16 protein-coding genes and 1 rRNA gene are annotated in these 17,111 nt (G+C 74.1%); 5 read left to right on the top strand and 12 right to left on the bottom strand.

The window, feature by feature from the left end:
- Positions 1-30 precede the first annotated feature (30 nt).
- Entirely contained in the window at positions 31-1,413 is a 1,383-nt protein-coding gene (locus IE273_RS09225) for an FAD-binding oxidoreductase (RefSeq protein ID WP_189814664.1), read from the top strand.
- A gap of 86 nt (positions 1,414-1,499) precedes the next feature.
- Positions 1,500-3,146, top strand: a complete 1,647-nt coding sequence (locus IE273_RS09220) for a PucR family transcriptional regulator (RefSeq protein WP_189814663.1) — start codon at positions 1,500-1,502, stop codon at positions 3,144-3,146.
- Between the two features lie 7 nt (positions 3,147-3,153).
- Here IE273_RS09220 and IE273_RS09215 read toward each other — a convergent pair whose 3' ends face one another.
- From IE273_RS09215 to IE273_RS09190, 6 genes are all read right to left on the bottom strand, one after another.
- Positions 3,154-4,356: a glycosyltransferase family 4 protein gene (locus IE273_RS09215; RefSeq protein WP_189814662.1), complete on the bottom strand. Its 1,203-nt coding sequence runs from the start codon at positions 4,354-4,356 to the stop codon at positions 3,154-3,156.
- 314 nt (positions 4,357-4,670) lie between these two features.
- Positions 4,671-4,829 carry a hypothetical protein gene (locus IE273_RS09210; protein ID WP_189815016.1) on the bottom strand — a complete coding sequence of 53 codons (159 nt, stop codon included), beginning with the start codon at positions 4,827-4,829 and terminating at the stop codon, positions 4,671-4,673.
- A 254-nt stretch (positions 4,830-5,083) separates the two neighbouring features.
- Positions 5,084-6,826, bottom strand: coding sequence for a DNA repair protein RecN (gene recN, locus IE273_RS09205; protein ID WP_189814661.1), 1,743 nt, complete (start codon positions 6,824-6,826; stop codon positions 5,084-5,086).
- A 39-nt stretch (positions 6,827-6,865) separates the two neighbouring features.
- Complete coding sequence (locus tag IE273_RS09200; RefSeq protein WP_014671839.1) at positions 6,866-7,783, bottom strand: NAD kinase; 918 nt, start codon at positions 7,781-7,783, stop codon at positions 6,866-6,868.
- Complete coding sequence (locus IE273_RS09195) at positions 7,780-8,595, bottom strand: TlyA family RNA methyltransferase (protein ID WP_189814660.1); 816 nt, start codon at positions 8,593-8,595, stop codon at positions 7,780-7,782. The genes IE273_RS09200 and IE273_RS09195 overlap by 4 nt, the downstream gene beginning before the upstream one ends.
- 7 nt (positions 8,596-8,602) lie before the next feature.
- Positions 8,603-8,881 carry a hypothetical protein gene (locus tag IE273_RS09190; protein WP_014671841.1) on the bottom strand — a complete coding sequence of 93 codons (279 nt, stop codon included), beginning with the start codon at positions 8,879-8,881 and terminating at the stop codon, positions 8,603-8,605.
- 42 nt (positions 8,882-8,923) lie between these two features.
- Between IE273_RS09190 and IE273_RS09185 the strand changes: the two genes are divergently transcribed.
- Entirely contained in the window at positions 8,924-9,271 is a 348-nt protein-coding gene (locus tag IE273_RS09185) for a sterol-binding protein (RefSeq protein WP_189814659.1), read from the top strand.
- Positions 9,272-9,283: 12 nt separating this feature from the next.
- Here IE273_RS09185 and IE273_RS09180 read toward each other — a convergent pair whose 3' ends face one another.
- The 4 genes from IE273_RS09180 to IE273_RS09165 all read right to left on the bottom strand — a co-directional run bounded on the left by IE273_RS09180 (position 9,284) and on the right by IE273_RS09165 (position 13,400).
- Positions 9,284-10,156, bottom strand: a complete 873-nt coding sequence (locus tag IE273_RS09180; protein WP_189814658.1) for an ABC transporter ATP-binding protein — start codon at positions 10,154-10,156, stop codon at positions 9,284-9,286.
- The gene (locus tag IE273_RS09175; RefSeq protein ID WP_189814657.1) at positions 10,153-11,199 is read right to left on the bottom strand and encodes a FecCD family ABC transporter permease; all 1,047 of its coding nucleotides are present in this window, start codon (positions 11,197-11,199) and stop codon (positions 10,153-10,155) included. Before IE273_RS09175 ends, IE273_RS09180 begins: the two co-directional genes overlap by 4 nt.
- A complete protein-coding gene (locus IE273_RS09170; protein ID WP_189814656.1) occupies positions 11,196-12,239 on the bottom strand; it encodes a FecCD family ABC transporter permease in 1,044 nt (347 codons plus the stop codon). Before IE273_RS09170 ends, IE273_RS09175 begins: the two co-directional genes overlap by 4 nt.
- A 132-nt stretch (positions 12,240-12,371) precedes the next feature.
- Positions 12,372-13,400 (bottom strand): HAD hydrolase-like protein, encoded by a 1,029-nt coding sequence (locus IE273_RS09165; RefSeq protein WP_189814655.1) that lies wholly within the window; start codon positions 13,398-13,400, stop codon positions 12,372-12,374.
- Positions 13,401-13,474: 74 nt separating this feature from the next.
- On the opposite strand from IE273_RS09165, the gene IE273_RS09160 reads away from it, so the two are divergent.
- Positions 13,475-14,758, top strand: coding sequence for a DUF1015 domain-containing protein (locus IE273_RS09160; RefSeq protein WP_189814654.1), 1,284 nt, complete (start codon positions 13,475-13,477; stop codon positions 14,756-14,758).
- An 87-nt stretch (positions 14,759-14,845) separates the two neighbouring features.
- Here the strand turns inward: IE273_RS09160 and IE273_RS43250 are convergent, their stop codons facing one another.
- A complete protein-coding gene (locus IE273_RS43250; protein ID WP_194523979.1) occupies positions 14,846-15,598 on the bottom strand; it encodes a tetratricopeptide repeat protein in 753 nt (250 codons plus the stop codon).
- 294 nt (positions 15,599-15,892) lie between these two features.
- Between IE273_RS43250 and IE273_RS43245 the strand changes: the two genes are divergently transcribed.
- Positions 15,893-16,795, top strand: a complete 903-nt coding sequence (locus tag IE273_RS43245; RefSeq protein ID WP_194523980.1) for a hypothetical protein — start codon at positions 15,893-15,895, stop codon at positions 16,793-16,795.
- Between the two features lie 29 nt (positions 16,796-16,824).
- Here IE273_RS43245 and rrf read toward each other — a convergent pair.
- Positions 16,825-16,941: ribosomal RNA gene (rrf, locus tag IE273_RS09150) — 5S ribosomal RNA — on the bottom strand.
- Between the last annotated feature and the right edge of the window lie 170 nt (positions 16,942-17,111).

The following is a 17,111-nucleotide window of genomic DNA, read 5'->3' as shown; positions in this document are numbered from 1 at the left end:
ACACAGCCCCTGTTCCGGAAGGGGGCGGCCATGGCTTCCCTCTCGAAGGCGGGCGCGGCCCTCGCCGCGCTGCGCGAGGACCTGGTCGGCGACGTGCTCGCCCCCGGGGACCTGGGCTACGAGGAGGCCCGTGCGGTCTTCAACGCGATGGTCGACCGGCGGCCCGCGGTGATCGCGCGGTGCGCGGACGCGACCGACGTGGTGCGGGCCGTGCGCTTCGGCAGGGAGCTGGACCTGCACATCGCGGTGCGCGGCGGCGGCCACGGGGTGGCGGGTACGGCGCTGGGCGACGGCGCGCTCGTGGTGGACCTGCGCCGGATGCACCGGGTGACCGTCGACCCGGCGGCCGAGGCGGTGCGGGTCGAGGGCGGCGCCACGATGAGCCACCTGGACCGCGCCACCCAGCCGTACGGTCTCGCGACCACCGGCGGGCGGGTCTCCACCACCGGCGTCGGCGGCTTCGTCCTCGGCGGCGGCACCGGCTGGCTGGACCGCGCCTTCGGCCTCGCCGTGGACAACCTCATCGCCGTGGAGCTGGTGACCGCCGACGCCGAGCGGGTGCACGCGAGTCCCGACGAGAACCCCGAGCTGTTCTGGGCGCTGCACGGCGGGGGCGGCAACTTCGGCGTCGCCACCGCGCTCACCCTGCGGCTGCACGAGCTGCCGGAGTTCTCGATCGTCCTGCTGCTGTTCCTGCCGGACGTCGGACCGGACGTGCTCCGCACCTTCCGCGAGATCTTCCGCACCGGGCCGGACGAGGTGGGCGGCGCGGCGCTGTACCTCACCGGGCCGCCCGCGCGGTTCACACCGCCCGAGCTGGTCGGCACGCCGCTGTGCGCGGCCCTGCTGACGTACGCCGGCGGCGAGGACGAGCTGCGCAAGCTCGCCGAGCCGCTGCTCGCGCTGCCGCACGAGGTGGAGCTGGCCGGTGACCTGCCGTACGCCGATGTGCAGTGCATGCTCGACCAGCCGGCGGGGCTGCGCAACCACTGGTCGGCGGAGTGTCTGACCGGGCTGCCGGACGAGGCCGTGGACGTCTTCTGCTCCCACGCGGACGGCATGCCCGTGCCGAGCCCCACCCAGCACCTGCTCCTCCCGCAGGGCGGGGCCGTCGCGGCGGGCCCGCACGAGTACCCGGTGCCGTACCGGGACGCGCCCTGGGCGGCGCACCCGCTCGCGATCTGGCCGGACCCGGCCGACGACGAGCGGGCGATCGGCTGGGTGCGGGACGTGCGCGCCGGCCTGCGGCGGTGGAGCACGGGTGCGGTGAACCTCAACTTCATCGGCGACGAGGGCCCCGAGCGGGTCCGCGCGGGCCTGGGCGCCGGGAACACCCTGCGCCTGGCGAAGGTGAAGCGGCGCTACGACCCCGACAACGTCTTCCGCTTCAACCACAACATCAGGCCGGTCTAGCCGGCAGCCGTCCGCAGGCGGCTGTGCTGAGGGTGTTGCCGCAGATGCGGCTGTCCTGAGGGCGTTGCCGCAGGTAGCGTCACCGCATGGACAGCCGTAGCGACCACCGATCCGACACCCAGGGCGCCGGGATCACCGTGCAGCGGGCGCTGGAGCTGCCCGGACTGCGCAGCGGGCTGCCGGAGGTGCTGGCGGGCGCCGACCGGCTCGGCCGCACCGTGCGCTGGGTGCACGCGGGCGAGGTCCCGAACATCGCCTCGCTGCTCAAGGGCGGCGAGCTGCTGCTGACCACCGGCTACGGCCTCGGCACCCGGCCGGCCGAGCAGCGGGCGTTCGTGCGCACCCTCGCCGAGCGCGGGATCGCCGCCCTGGTGGTGGAGCTGGGCCCGCGCTTCACCCGGCTGCCCGCCGCCCTGGTGGACACGGCCCGGACGGCCGGGCTGCCGCTGGTCCAGCTGCACCGCGAGGTGCCGTTCGTGACGGTGACCGAGGAGATCCACACCGAGATCGTCAACGGCCACTACGCGCTGCTCCAGCGCGCGGAGGAGGTGCACCGGCGCTGCACCGAGGCCCTGCTGGGCGGCGGCGGGGTGCCGCAGGTGCTGGACATCCTGGCCGGCTTCGGCGACAACCCGGTGTTCCTGGAGACCGCCGACGGCCGGCTGCTGTACGCCGCCGGTGCGGGGCCCAAGGGCGCGGACCCGCTCCAGGTGTGGGAGGGTCTGCGCGGCCCGCACAAGCAGGCCCCGCCGCCCGCCGGGTCGGTGCTGGTGGACGTGCCCGGCGGCGGGCCCGGGACCGCCGGTGCCGTGCGCGCCCGCCTGGTGCTGCTGCCGGTCCGCTCACCGCTGGCCCCGGTGCACCGGATCGCCGCCGAACGGGCCGCGGGCATCCTGGCCGTGGTGCTGATGCAGGCCCGGCAGGAGGAGGAGCTGGCGGCACGCGGGCGCGGTGACTTCCTCACCGATCTCGCCGAGGCCCGGATCGCGGCGGAGGACGCCCCCGCGCAGGCCCGGGTGCTCGGCTTCAAGCCCGGCGACAGCCCGCTGCTGCCCGTGGTGATGCGGATCGGGGACAGCCTCTCCCCCGGTGGCGGCTGGGCGGTGCTGGCCCGCGCGGTCTCCGAGGAACTGGCCGCGGTGGGGGTGCCGGCGCTGCTGGGGGTGCGGCCGGTGGAGGGCCGGGTACTGGTGCTGCTGGGGCTGCGCTCGGAGTCGGAGCGGGCGGCGGTCGCGGACCGGGTGGCGGCGGCGCTGCGGGCGGGGGTGGAGCGGGCCGGGATGCGCCGGCCGGGCTCGCCGCCGCCGGTGGTGGTCGTCGGGGTGGCGGGCGGCTGGGCGGCGGCCTCGGCGGGACTGCGGCACGCGGCGGAGACCGCGACGGCGGCCCAGGGCCTGACCGACCGGCCCTGGTACGACGCCCGGCGCCTCGACATCGACCTGCTGCTGTGGCGGCTGCGCGACCACCCGGACCTGGCGGCCTTCGTGGACCGGGCGATCGGCCCGCTGCGCGACCACGACCACCGCTCCCGGCCGCCGCTGCTGCCGACCCTGGAGACCTATCTGGCACACGCCGGCCGCAAGGCGGAGACGGCCCGCGAACTGCATCTCAACCGTCAGACGCTGTACAACCGGCTCGCCCGGATCGGGGAGTTGCTCGGCACCGACCTGGACGACCCGCAGACGGTACTGGCGTTGAGCCTGGCCCTGCGGGCGCGTCGGCACGTGCCCTGAAGGCCGCTCAGGCCAGCGGCCTCGGCTGCGTCAACTCGTCGTAGACGCTGAGCACTTGGGCGACGGTCTCGTCCTCGGTCGGCCAGGTGGCGGCCTGCCGCGTCCCGCGCTCACGCAGCACCGCGCACCGCTCCGGGTCCGCGAGGAGCCGTACGACGGTGTCGGCGAGGGCTTCCGGATCGCCGTACGGGACGAGTTCGGCCGCGTCGCCCACGAGGTCCGGGATGCCGCCGACGCGGGTGGCGACGAGCGGCACGCGCGCGTGCAGCGCCTCCTGGGCGAGGACGGACCGCGACTCCCAACTGCTGGTGAGCAGCGCGAGATCCGCGGCGGCGAGCAGTTCGGGCACGTCCTCGCGGTGCCCGATGAGCCGCACCGGCAGTTCCTCGTCCTCGATCCGCCGTTGCAGCACCGGCCGCAGCGGCCCCTCCCCCGCGACGACCACCAGGGGCACCGGGTCGAGGTCGCGCCACGCGCGGGCCGCGTCGAGCAGGACGTCGTAGCCGCGGTGCCGGTCCAGGGAGCCGACCGCGATGAGCAACGGGCGTCCGGTGGCGCCGAGTTCGGCCCGGGTCTTGGGTCGCAGCCGGTCGGGGTCGTCGCGGTCGGGGCCGTCGAAGGGGTCCAGGGTGTCGAGGGTGTCGAGGTCGAGGGCGTCGGCGTCGAGGAGGCCGCCGGTGCGGTACCGGCCCGGCAGGGCGACGGCCGCGAGCCGGGCGTCGCGCGCGCCGGTCCGCCGGGCCCGGTCGACCAGGTCGGGGCTGGTGCCGAGGACCACGGACGCGGTCCGCATCACACGCCGTTCCAGCAGCCGCAGCAGATGGGCCCGCGGGCCCTGCGCGTGGGCCCGGTTGTGCCAGGTGACCACCAGCGGGGTGGTGCGCCCGCTGAGCGCGAGCACGGTCCGGAAGGAGGCGTGCAGGCCGTGCGCGTGCACCAGGTCGGCGTTCGCGCAGGCCGTCCGGAGCGCGGCCACGGCGACGGGGTCGCTGCTGCGCGGCACGTGCACGTGCTCGGCGCCGACCCCGAGGAAGTCGTAGGCGTGATCGGCCTCGACGGGGGCGCACACGGTGACCCGTACGCCCCTCGCCACCAGTCCCTCGGCCAGGGAGCGCACGTGCGCGCTGCTGCCGGCGTTGCCTCCGCCGAGCACCTGCACGGTGCGCAGCGGCGACTGGCCGTGCGGTGCGTTGCTGCTCAGGGGGCTCACGGGGCCGGGGCTCCTGGTTCACGGGGGACGGGCACGGGTTCACGTGGGGGGGTCACGAGGAAACGTACAGAAGGTAGCGGGCTCAGGGGGGCGGAAGGGCGCACCCCGCGCGCCTCCCGGGCCGACCGTCCGTACCCGCTGCCCGCCCCGCGTTCCCTGCCAAGCATGCCAGGACGTACGGCCGTTCAGGGACATCCAGGAGGGCGCACCGTGCGGCGGGCCGGGGCAATGCGCCGGAGCACATCACCCACACGGGTGAAGGAGCGCCTGCCGCGGCCGAACGGTGTACGAGGGCATACGACGAGGTCAGCCGGTCACCGGGCGGGCACCCAGGCGCTGATCCGGTCCCCGTAGCGGGCCGCGGCCACCAGAGCGACGGCGTGCGCGAGCAGCCCCACGCGCCGGTTTCCCGCCACCACGGCCGCCCCGAGTGCGGCACCGAGGGCACGCGCCCCCGTGTCCCCGAGCGTCACGCGCGGCGCGGGGCGCCGGCTGCCCGCCCCGGCCGCACGTCGGGGAGGTCGACCAGGAACCTGTCTCCAGGCGGCGCGTGCGCTCGGAGCGCACTGCGACCGGCGCGACGAGGACGTCACCGGCGAGGACTTCACCGGCGGCGGGAACGTCGGCAGGTACGTCGGCAGGAAGGTGTCCCCGCACGCGCGGGCCCACGACATCGCCCGTGGGACCGGGGCGGACACCCGACGGCACCCGCCCCGGCGACCCGGCGCTACAGGTCCGCCCTGGCCGTCGCCAGGAGTTCCTCCGCGTGGGCGCGGGCCGTTTCGGAGTCCTCCTGGCCCGCCAGCATCCGGGAGAGCTCGCGGATGCGCTCCTCGCCCTCCAGGACCTTCACACCGGAGCGGGTCACGGAACCGTCGTTGGTCTTCTCCACCAGCAGCTGGCGGTCGGCGAACGCGGCGACCTGGGGCAGGTGGGTGACCACGACGACCTGCGCGGTCCGGGCGAGCTTCGCCAGCCGCCGGCCGATCTCGACCGCCGCCTTGCCGCCGACACCCGCGTCGACCTCGTCGAAGAGGTACGTCGGCACCGGATCGGTGCCCGCGAACACCACCTCCACGGCCAGCATCACGCGGGAGAGCTCACCGCCGGAGGCGCCCTTGGCGATGGGCCGCGGCGGGGCACCCGGGTGCGGGGCGAGCAGCAACTCGACCTCGTCCACGCCCGAGGGACCGTAGCCGACCGTCCGCCCGCCGACCTCGACGCCCTCCGGGTCCTCGGCCTGGCGGATGTCGAAGGACACGCGCGCGTGGGGCATCGCCAGCGAGGCCAGCTCGGCGGTCACGGCGGCGGCGAACCGCTCGGCCGCCTCCGTCCGCGCGTCCGTCAGCGCCTGCGCGAGCCCGCCCAGCTCGGTGCGCAGCGCGTCCCGCTCGGCCGTCAGCTCCTCGATCCGCTCGTCGTCGCCGTCCAGCTCGGTGAGCCGCGCGGCGCTCCGCTCGGCCCAGGCCAGGACGCCGGCGACGTCGTCCCCGTACTTGCGGGTCAGGGCGTTCAGGGCGGCCCGGCGCTCCTCCACCGCGGCCAGCCGCAGCGGGTCGGCGTCGAGATCGTCGGCGTACCCGGCCAGCTCACCCGCCACGTCACCCAGCAGGATGCCGATCTCCCCGATCCGGTCGGCGAGCGCGGACAGCGCCGGATCGTGCGACCGCACGGCCTCCAGGGCCCGGTGCGCGCCCGCGACGAGGGTCGAGGCGTCGATCCCCTCGGGGTCCTCCGGATTGCCCGCGAGAGCGGCGTGCGCGGCCGTCGCGGCGGACGACAGCGCCTCGGCGTGCCCCAGCCGCTCGGCTTCCTCGGCCAGCTCCACGTCCTCGCCGGGCCGCGGTTCCACGGCGGCGATCTCGTCGAGCCCGTACCGCAGCATGTCGGCTTCCTGCGCCCGCTCACGCGCGCGCGTGGTGATCTCCTCCAGCTCGGCGGCGACGGCCCGCAGCCGCCTGTACGCCTCGCCGTACTTGGCGAGCGGCACGGCGACGGCGTCGCCCGCGTACCGGTCGAGCGCCTGCCGCTGCCGGGACAGCTTCAGCAGCCCCTGCTGGTCGGTCTGCCCGTGCACGGCCACCAGGTCGTCGGCCAGCTCGGCGAGCAGCCCGACGGGCACGCTGCGCCCGCCCAGGTGCGCCCGGGAGCGGCCCTCGGCGGAAACGGTACGGCTGATCAGCAGGGCACCGTCGTCCAGCTCGGCCCCGGCCTCCTCGGCACGCACGACGGCGGCGGCGCCGGGGGGCACGGTGACCCGCCCCTCCACCACCGCCTTCTCGGCCCCGATCCGCACGAGCGCCGGGTCCGCCCGGCCACCGAGCAGCAGCCCCAGGCTGGTGACCACCATGGTCTTGCCCGCACCCGTCTCACCGGTGACGGCGGTGAACCCCGGCGACAGCTCGACAACGGCATCGTCGATGACCCCGAGCGACCGTATCCGCATCTCCTCCAACACGGAACAGACCATACGAGGTCCGGGGCCGGGAGCGCACATGGCCCGCCTATGTCACTCCGAGGGGTGGTGGGGCGCGCCCCGCCATCCCGTGGTGGGCAGCGCGAACTTCGCCACGAGCCGGTCGGTGAAGGACGAATGGTGCAGCCGGGCCAGCCGTACCGGCACGGCGCCCCGCCGCACCTCGACCCGCGCACCCGGCGGCAGCTCCACGGTCCGCCGCCCGTCGCACCAGAGGACCCCCGGCGGGATGTGCGGCAGCACCTCCACCGCCAGCACGGAGTCCGGCGAGGTGACCAGCGGCTTGGCGAACAGCGCGTGCGCGCTGATCGGCACCATCAGCAGTGCCTCCACCTCAGGCCACACCACCGGCCCCCCGGCGGAGAAGGCGTACGCCGTGGACCCGGTCGGCGTGGACAGCACGACGCCGTCGCACCCGAAGCCCGTGACCGGCCGCCCGTCGATCTCCAGGACGACTTCCAGCAGCTTCTCGGCGCCGGCCTTCTGCACGGCCGCCTCGTTCAGCGCCCAGTCGGTGTGCACGATGTCGCCGTTGCGGTGCACCACGACGTCGACGGTCATCCGCTCCTCGACCTCGTACGACCGCGCCACCACCCGGTCCACGACCCGGTCGAGATCGTCCCGTTCGGCCTCCGCGAGGAACCCGACACGCCCGAGGTTGACGCCGAGCATCGGCACCCCGGAGGCCCGCGCGAACTCGGCGCCGCGCAGCAGCGTGCCGTCCCCGCCCAGCACGATCAGCAGCTCGCACCCGTCCAGGCACTGCGGGGTCGCCTCCTTGACGAGGGCCACCTCGTCCGGGAGCGGCAGGTCGCGCGCCTCCTCCTCCAGCACCCGCACCCCGATGCCATGCCGCAGCAGGCCCTTGACGACGAGTTCCGCGCTGCGGATCGCCGCGGGCCGCCCGGTGTGGGCGAGCAGGAAAACAGTACGCGCCAGGTTCTGTGTCAACGCGGCCCCTCCGCCACTGCACGTTCGACGTCGGCCGGGTCCACCTGGGGTGCCCCCGCCCGCAGCCAGAGAAAGTACTCCACGTTCCCCGAGGGCCCGGGCAGCGGGCTCGCGGTGACCCCCCGCACCCCGAGCCCCAGCTCCCACGCCTTCTCGGCCACTCCTCGCACGGCCTCCGCCCGCAGCTGCGGACTCCGTACGACTCCCCCGCTGCCGAGCCGCTCCTTCCCCACCTCGAACTGCGGCTTGACCATCATCACCAGGTCGGCGTCCGGCGTCACGCACCGCTTCAGGGCGGGCAGCACCAGCCCGAGCGGGATGAAGGACAGATCGCCCACGACAAGATCCACAGGTTCCCCATCGATCGCCTCAAGCGTCAACTCGCGTACGTTCGTACGGTCCTTGACGGTGACGCGTTCATCCTTCTGGAGCGACCAGGCGAGTTGTCCGTAGCCGACGTCCACCGCGACGACGTGGGCGGCGCCCGCGCGCAGCAGGACGTCGGTGAAGCCGCCGGTGGACGCGCCGGCGTCCAGCGCGCGCCGGCCCTCGACGACGAGCCCCTGCGGCACGAAGGCCGCCAGCGCGCCGGCGAGCTTGTGCCCGCCCCGGGAGACGTAGTCGGGATCGCTGTCGTCGGCCTCGACGACGATCGCCGCCGCCGTCTCCACCTGTGTGGCCGGCTTGGTCGCCACGGTCTTGCCGACGGTGACCCGTCCGGCGGTGATCAGCTGGCTGGCGTGCTCGCGCGAACGGGCGAGCTTCCGGCGGACCAGCTCCGCGTCGAGACGGCGGCGTGCGACTCCTGCCACGTTCGGTTCAGCTCCTGCTCTGGTGGTACGACGGTGAGGGGGCCGCGGGTCCCGGGCGGGCGTCGAGCGCGGTGAGCGCGTCGCGCAGTCCCCGGTGTACATCCTCGTACACCTCGACATGGCCGTCGGTGGCGAGGTGGTCGGCGTCGGCCAGCCGGTCGAGCTGGGCGTCGACCTCGGCGTTGCCGGTGGGGGTGCGCGCGACGTTCAGGGGGGCGGGCGCCGCGGGGTCGTACGCGGGCGCCGCCTCGGTGTCGATGTCGGCCTCGGACACGGACTCGCTCATGCCCAGACGCTACCGCGAACCGCTGGGGTACCGTCGTGGGCGATGGCCACGATCGAGGAGTGCCGCGCCGCACTGGGGAAGCTTTCGGACAACATGCGGGGGGCCGAGGGCGACGTCCGCGCGGCCGCCGCGCTCGACCGCTCGGTGAGCTGCCACATCACCGATCTCGACGTCACCTTCGCGGGCCGGATGACCGGCGGCAGGATCGAGGTCGACGAGACCCTTCCGGGGCCACCCCGTGAGAAGGCGCGGATCAGGCTCGCCATGGCCGGGGACGACCTGGTGGCCCTGGTGGGCGGCGAGCTGAACTTCGCGACCGCCTGGGGCTCGGGCCGGGTGAGGCTGGAGGCGAGCCTGCTGGACCTGTTCCGGCTGCGGAAGCTGCTGTAGGCGCTCACGTCGTCAGGAAGCCGCCGTGGCCTTCTCCGCACGCGCCTTCCGGGCCGCCGGCACGACCAGCGGGGTGCCCGTCTCCGGGTCGGCGATGACCTGGCAGCGCAGCCCGAAGACCTCCTCGACCAGTTCGGCCGTGACGATGTCGTTCGGGGCGCCCTCGGCGATCACCGTGCCGCCGCGCAGGGCGATGAGGTGGGTGGCGTAGCGGGCGGCGTGGTTGAGGTCGTGCAGCACCGCCACCAGCGTCCGGCCCTGCTCCTCGTGCAGCTCGGCGCACAGGTCGAGGACGTCGATCTGGTGCTGGATGTCCAGGTAGGTGGTCGGCTCGTCCAGGAGCAGCAGCGGGGTCTGCTGGGCGAGCGCCATGGCGATCCACACCCGCTGCCGCTGCCCGCCGGACAGCTCGTCCACGTACCGCTCGGCCAGCTCCGCCACCCCCGTCTGCCGCATCGACTCCCGCACGACCCGCTCGTCCTCCGCCGACCACTGGCGCAGCAGGCCCTGGTGCGGGTAGCGGCCACGGCCGACGAGGTCGGCGACGGTGATGCCGTCGGGCGCGACGGACGACTGCGGCAGCAGGCCCAGGGTCCGCGCGACCTTCTTGGCGGGCATCGACTGGATGGCCTGCCCGTCCAGCAGCACCCGGCCCTGGCTGGGCCTGAGCATCCGCGACAGCGCCCGCAGCAGCGTCGACTTGCCGCACGCGTTCGGGCCGACGATCACCGTGAAGGAGTTGTCCGGGATCTCCACCGACAGCTGCTCGGCGATGACCCGCTGGTCGTAGGCGAGGGTGACGTTCTCCGCGGACAGGCGGTTCACAGTGCTCCTAGGGGTGTTCGGGTGCGCGCCGCTCGGGTCCGGGCCCTGCGCGCGCTTCATATCCGGCCCGCCCGGCGCTCGGTGACCAGCAGCCACAGCAGGTAGGCGCCACCGAGGACGCCGGTGACCACGCCGACGGGCAACTGGTCGGCGCCGAAGGCGCGCTGGGAGGCCCAGTCGGCGGCGACCAGCAGGGTCGCCCCCATGCACAGGGAGGGCACCAGGTTCGGCCCCGGCGAGCGGGTGAGGCGGCGGGCGAGCTGCGGCGCGGTGAGCGCGACGAAGCTGACGGGGCCCGCGGCGGCCGTGGCGGCGGCGACGAGCAGGACGGCGCAGACCATGAGCACGAGCCGGACGCGCTGCACGCGCACGCCGAGCGCGTTCGAGATGTCGTCGCCCATCTCCATCATCCGCAGGCCGCGCGCGTTGGCGAGGACCAGCGGGACGAGGACGGCGCACAGCCCGAGCAGCGGCCAGACCTGCTCCCAGCCCCGCCCGTTCAGCGAGCCGGTCATCCACACCACCGCGCGGGTCGCGTCGACCAGGTCGGCCTTGGTGAGCAGATAGCCGTTGACCGCCGTCATGATCGCGTTGACGCCGATGCCGACCAGCACCAGCCGGTATCCGTGCACGCCCCGCTTCCAGGCGAGCGCGTAGATGGCGACACCGGTCACCAGACCGCCCGCCAGCGCGCCCACGGTCACCTGGGAGGCGCTGCCGGACATCAGCACGATCACGACGAGCGCCCCGGCCGTCGACCCCTGCGACAGGCCGAGCACGTCCGGGCTGCCCAGCGGGTTGCGGGAGACCGACTGGAACAGCGCCCCGCCGAGGCCGAGCGAGGCACCGACCAGCAGACCGACGAGGACGCGCGGCAGCCGCAGCTCGTTGACGATGAAGTCCTGGTAGGCGGTGCCGTCGCCGGCGAGCGTCCGCAGCACGTCGGCCGCCGGGATCCTCGCCTCGCCGGTGCCGATCAACGCGACACCGGCGGCACAGGCCGCGGCGAGCAGCAGCACGACGACGACCAGCGCGCGCGGGTCCAGGCGCAGCGAGAGCCCGCCGGGGGTGCGCACGGCACGGCTCCTGGAGTGTGTCTTCACAGCTGGGACGTCCTCCGCCGTCGTACGAGAAAGATGAAGACCGGGCCGCCGATGATCGCGGTGACGATGCCGACCTGGAGCTCGGCGGGGCGGGCCACGACCCGGCCGACGACATCGGCGCCGAGCAGCAGCACGGGCGCCAGGACCGTGGCGTACGGCAGGATCCAGCGCAGGTCGGGGCCGGTGAAGGAGCGCACGACGTGCGGAACCATCAGGCCGACGAAGACGATCGGGCCGCAGGCGGCGGTCGCGGCACCGCACAGCACCACGGCGGCCAGCATGGCCAGCGCCCGGGTGCGGCCGAGGTTCGCGCCGAGGGCGCGGGCGGTGTCGTCGCCCATCTCCACGGCGTTCAGCGGCCGGGCCAGGGCGAGCGCGAGGACCGTGCCGACCGCGAGGAACGGCAGGACCTGCGCGATGGTCGAGTTCGTGGCCGAGACCAGCGAACCCACCGTCCAGAAGCGCATCTTGCCGAGGGCCGCGCCGTCCGTGATCATCACGGCCTGGAGGTAGCCGTACAGGGCCGCGCTGATCGCCGTACCGGCGAGCGCGAGCCGTACCGGGGTGGCGCCCCGGCTGCCGCCGAGGAACCACACCAGCGCGCCGACCGCCGCCGCGCCGAGGAACGCGAACCACACATAGCCGCTGAGGCTGGTGACGCCGAAGTAGGTCATGGCCGTCACGACGGCGGCGGAGGCGCCCGCGTTCATGCCGAGCAGCCCGGGCTCGGCCAGCGGGTTGCGGGTCAGCGCCTGGAGGACCGCGCCGGACAGGCCGAGCGCGGCACCGGCCAGCAGACCGAGGGCCGTGCGCGAGAGCCGCTCGTCGACGACCACGTCGCCGTACGTCCCCGTGTCGTGGAACAGGCCGTGCCAGACCTGGTCCAGCGACAGCGCTTTCGCCCCGATCGCGATGCTCGCCAGGGCGACAAGCACCAGGAGCACGACCGAGAGCAGGAGCCCAAGGGCCCTCGCCGCCCGGCGGGTTGGGGGCGCGGGGGCGGTCTCCGCGCGCTGTTCCGGAGGACTGTCGACCAACACGAGGTTAGGTTAGCCTACCCTCGCTCGGATCTCGATCCCCGGTTCCTGTGAGGCCCGCGGAAGCCCGCCGAAGTGCCCCGGGGTCCGCCCGCGTACCGCTCCCCTGAGGCCCGCCGGGCGCCTGAGGGACCGTCAGAGCCCCAGCCTGGCCAGCGCCTTCTCCCCGTCCAGCGCGCAGGATCCCTCCCCCGCCGCCGTCCAGGCCGCCGCGCACAGCGCCCGCAGCCCGTCCAGCGGCTCGCCGTCGCCCGTCAGCTCCAACCGGTCCGTCCCGGCCGCCGCCGTCCACCCGCCGCAACGGAAACCGTCACCTTCCCGGGTGATATCCGGCTGCCCGGTGAGCAGCCCGCGCAGATCTGCGTCCACATACGTCGGACGGTGCTGCGGCGGCGCGGCGAGCAACTGCGCCCCGCCGGTGACCCCGGTCAGCACCAGCAGTGAGTCCACCCCGCCGTTGAACGCGCCCTCGATGTCCGTGTCCAGCCGGTCCCCGACCACCAGCGGCCGCTCGGCACCGGTCCGGATGATCGTCTCCCGGTGCATCGGGGGCAGCGGCTTGCCCGCGACCTGCGGCTCGGCACCCGTCGCGATCCGCACGACCTCCACGGCCGCCCCGTTGCCCGGAGCGATGCCCCGCCCGCTCGGAATCGTCAGATCCGTGTTGGACGCGAACCACGGCACACCCCGCCGGACGGCGTACGACGCCTCCGCGAACCGCCCCCAGGGCAGATCGGGCCCGCCGTAACCCTGCACGACCGCCGCCGGGTCGTCGTCCGCCGACTCCACCGGCGTCAGGCCCCGCTCGCGCAACGCCACCCGCAGCCCCTCACCACCGATCACCAGCACCCGGGCCCCGGCCGGCACCTGTTCGCTGATCAGCCGCGCGACGGCCTGCGCGGAGGTGATGACATCGTCCGCGCCCGTCGGTATGCCCAGCTCCGTCAGATGCCCGGCCACCGCGTCCGGCGTCCGCAGCGCGTTGTTGGTGACGTACGCGAGACGCATCCCCCCCGACCGGGCCACCGCCAGCGAGTCGACCGCGTGCGCGATCGCGCTCCCACCCGCGTACACCACCCCGTCCAGATCGAGCAGCGCCGTGTCGTACGCCTCGCTCAGGGGCTGCCCACTGCCCTCGGGCCTCGTCCTGACGCCCTGGCTCATGTCCACATCGCTCCTCGTTCACTCGCCTTTCCCCCGATCATCCCGCACACCACTGACACACGTACGATGCCGGGATGAACACAGCAGGTCACTGGGAGGCAACACCGCGTCGAGGCCTGGAACTCACCCCGTTCCGAGGTCTTCGTTACGACCCCGACCGGGTCGGCAGCCTCGCCTCCGTCACCTCCCCGCCCTACGACGTCGTCGTACGCCCCGACGGCCTGCACCACCTCCAGTCGGCCGACCCGTACAACATCGTCCGGCTGATCCTCCCCCAGGCCGGCACCCCCAGCGCCCGCACCGAGCAGGCCGCCGACACGCTGCGCCGCTGGCTGGACGAGGGCATCCTCGCCGCCGACCCCGAGCCGGGCCTCTACGTGTACGAGCAGCGGCACGGCGACGGCATGCTCCAGCGCGGCATCATCGGCACCCTGCGGGTCACCGAACCCGCCGAGGGCGTGGTGCTCCCGCACGAGGACGTCATGCCGCCCGTGGTCGCCGACCGCGCGGCCCTCATGCGGGCCACACGCGCCAACCTGGAGCCGCTGCTGCTGACCTACCGGGGCGACGGCACGGCGGCCGAGGTCGTCGAGCGCACGGTGGACCGCCCGCCCCTGCTGGCCACGACCACCGAGGACGGCTACCGGCACCGCCTCTGGTCCGTCACCGACCCCGAGGAACTGACCCGCATCCAGACCGACCTCGCCGGCCGCCAGGCCCTCATCGCCGACGGCCACCACCGCTGGGCCACCTACCGCCGGCTGCGCCTGGAACACCCCTCCCCCAGTCCCTGGGACTACGGCCTGGTCCTCCTCGTCGACACCGCCCGCTACCCGCTGCGCGTCCGCGCCATCCACCGGCTGCTGCACGGTCTGCCGGTGGCGGACGCCCTGGCCGCGGTGGACGGCCTGTTCCGGGTACGGCACCTCGACAAGCCCCTCGCCCAGGCCCTGGAGACGCTGGCGGACGCGGCCTGCGCCGGCAACGCCTTCCTGCTCGCCGGCGACGGCGTCTTCCACCTGCTCGACCGCCCGGACCCCGATCTCCTGGCCCGGACCGTCCCCGCGGACCGCCCGGCCGCCTGGCGCGCCCTGGACGCGACGGTCCTGCACGCCACGCTGCTGGACCACGTCTGGCACATCCCCGAGGACTCCCCGGCCCACATCGCCTACATCCACGACACGGCCGCGACGGTCGAGAAGGCGGAACGCGACGGCGGTACGGCGGTCCTGCTGCACCCGGTCCGCGAGGAGGTCGTACGCGACCTGGCCCGGCAGGGCGTGACCATGCCCCGGAAGTCGACGTCGTTCGGCCCGAAACCGGCCTCGGGGCTGGTGCTGCGGGCACTGGAGATCTGAGCCGGCGGCGGGCGTCAACGCACGGGCCGCCGACACACGGAAGGGGGCAGGCTCCCCAGGAGCCTGCCCCCTTCCGTGTGACTGACGTCAGTTCTTGTCGCCGTCCTCCGGGGCGGCGTCGGCGGACTCACCGGCCGCGTCCGCGCCGTCCTCGACGTCCTCGGACAGGGCGTCCACGAACTCCACGCCGTCCAGCTCGGCGAGCCGGTCGGAGGCGTCCGTGCTGCCGTCCCGGTCCGCCTCGACGGCCTTCGCGAACCACTCCCGCGCCTCGCGCTCCCGGCCGGCGGCCAGCAGGGCGTCCGCGTACGCGTAGCGCAGGCGAGCGGTCCACGGCTGCACCGAGTTGGAGGCCAGCTCCGGGCTCTGGAGGGTCACGATGGCCGCGTCCAGCTGGCCCATGTCACGCCGGGCACCAGCGGCGACGAGCCGCATCTCGACCTGCCCGGCCTTGTCCAGCTTGTGCACCTCCGGGGCACCGGCCATGTCCAGCGCCTTCTCCGGCCGGCCGAGCCCGCGCTCGCAGTCGGCCATCACCGGCCACAGGTCCACGCTCCCGGTCATCCGCCGGGCGGCCCGGAACTCGGCGAGCGCCTCGCTGTACTTCTGGTTCGCGTACGCGGCGAATCCCGCGGCCTCGCGCACGGCGGCCACGCGGGACGCCAGGCGCAGGGCCACCTTGGAGTAGCCGTAGGCGCCCTCGGGGTCCTCGTCGATGAGCCGGGCGACCATCACCAGGTTCTTGGCGACGTCCTCCGCGAGCGTCTTGGGCAGGCTCTGCAGCTCCTGCCGGACGTCCTTGTCGATCTCGTCTCCGGTGACGTCCTCCGGGATCGGCAGCCGCTTGATCGGCTCCCGGTCCCGGTCCCGCTCATCACGGAACCGGCCCCCGCCACGGCGGTCGTCCCGGCCGTCGCGGCCACGGAAGCCACCGGGGCGCCCGCCGCGGTCACCGCGGTCGTCCCTGCGGGGCCCGCGGCCCCCACGGTCGTCCCGGCCATCGCGGCCACGGAAGCCGCCGCGCTCACCACGGCTGTCGTCCCGACGGAAGCCACCACGGTCGCCACGGTCGCGATCGTCACGGCGGTCGTCCCGACGATCGTCACGGCGGTCATCGCGCCGGAAGCCACCTCGGTGGTCGTCACGCCGGTCGTCGCGGCGGAAGCCGCCACGGTCGTCATCCCGCCGGTCGTCGCGCCGGCCGTAGCCGCCACGGTCGTCATCACGGCGGAAGGAGGGGCGGTCGCCTCGGTCACCGCGGTCGTCACGACGGAAACCGCGGTCCCCACGGTCGTCCCTGCGGTCATCGCGACGGTCGTCACGCCGATCGTCCCGACGGAAGGCCGGGCGCGAACCCCGGTCGCCCTCACGGCGGTAGCCGCCACCACGGCTGTCATCCCTGCGGTCGTCGCGACGGTCGTCGCGGCGATCGTCACGCCGGAAGCCACCGCGCTCGCCGCGGTCGCGGTCGTCACGCCGGTCGTCGCGCCGGTCGTCACGGCGGTCGTCCCGCCGGTCGTCACGGCGGCCGTAGCCACCGCGGTTGTCGTCGCGCCGGCCGTAGCCGCCACGGTCGTCATCACGGCGGAAGGAGGGGCGGTCGCCTCGGTCACCGCGGTCGTCACGACGGAAACCGCGGTCCCCACGGTCGTCGCGGCGGTCGTCGCGACGGAACCCGCCACGCTCACCCCGGTCGCGGTCATCCCGCTGGAACCCCGGACGCGCGCCACGCTCGCCCTCGCGGCGGAAACCGCCACCACGGCGGTCGTCACGCCGGTCATCACGGCGGTCATCGCGGCGGCCGTAGCCACCACGATCGCCACCGCGGTCGCTACCACGCCGGTCGTCGCCGCCACGCCGGTCGTAGTCACGGCGGTCGTTGTCGCGGCGGAAGCCGCCACGGTCACCCCGGTCACCACTGTCCCGTCGCCGCTGGTCGCGCTCCGGTCGGTCCTCGGGAGAGTTGGTGGACATGGTGACTCCTGTCTTCGGTACTACAAGCATTGTAAAAACAAAAGGACCCCTGGTCCCAGCTGAACGCTGGGACCAGGGGTCCTCCAAAGATTGTTCGGCGGCGTCCTACTCTCCCACAGGGTCCCCCCTGCAGTACCATCGGCGCTGTGAGGCTTAGCTTCCGGGTTCGAAATGTAACCGGGCGTTTCCCTCACGCTATGACCACCGAAACCCTAATGGTTTCGAGCGAACAAGCACACTCTTCATTTGTGTTTGCAGTTCAGCTCAAAGCCGGCAACCGTTCGTTGCCTCAGAACATACACAGTGGACGCGAGCATCAATGGACAAGCCCTCGGCCTATTAGTACCAGTCAACTCCACCCGTTACCAGGCTTCCATAT

The sequence above is a fragment of the Streptomyces olivaceoviridis genome (genome assembly GCF_014650115.1).
In the GTDB taxonomy this organism is placed as follows: domain Bacteria; phylum Actinomycetota; class Actinomycetes; order Streptomycetales; family Streptomycetaceae; genus Streptomyces; species Streptomyces olivaceoviridis.
The sequence above is the reverse complement of the archived record's forward strand: the minus strand, read 5'-3'. Positions and strand labels throughout refer to the sequence as shown.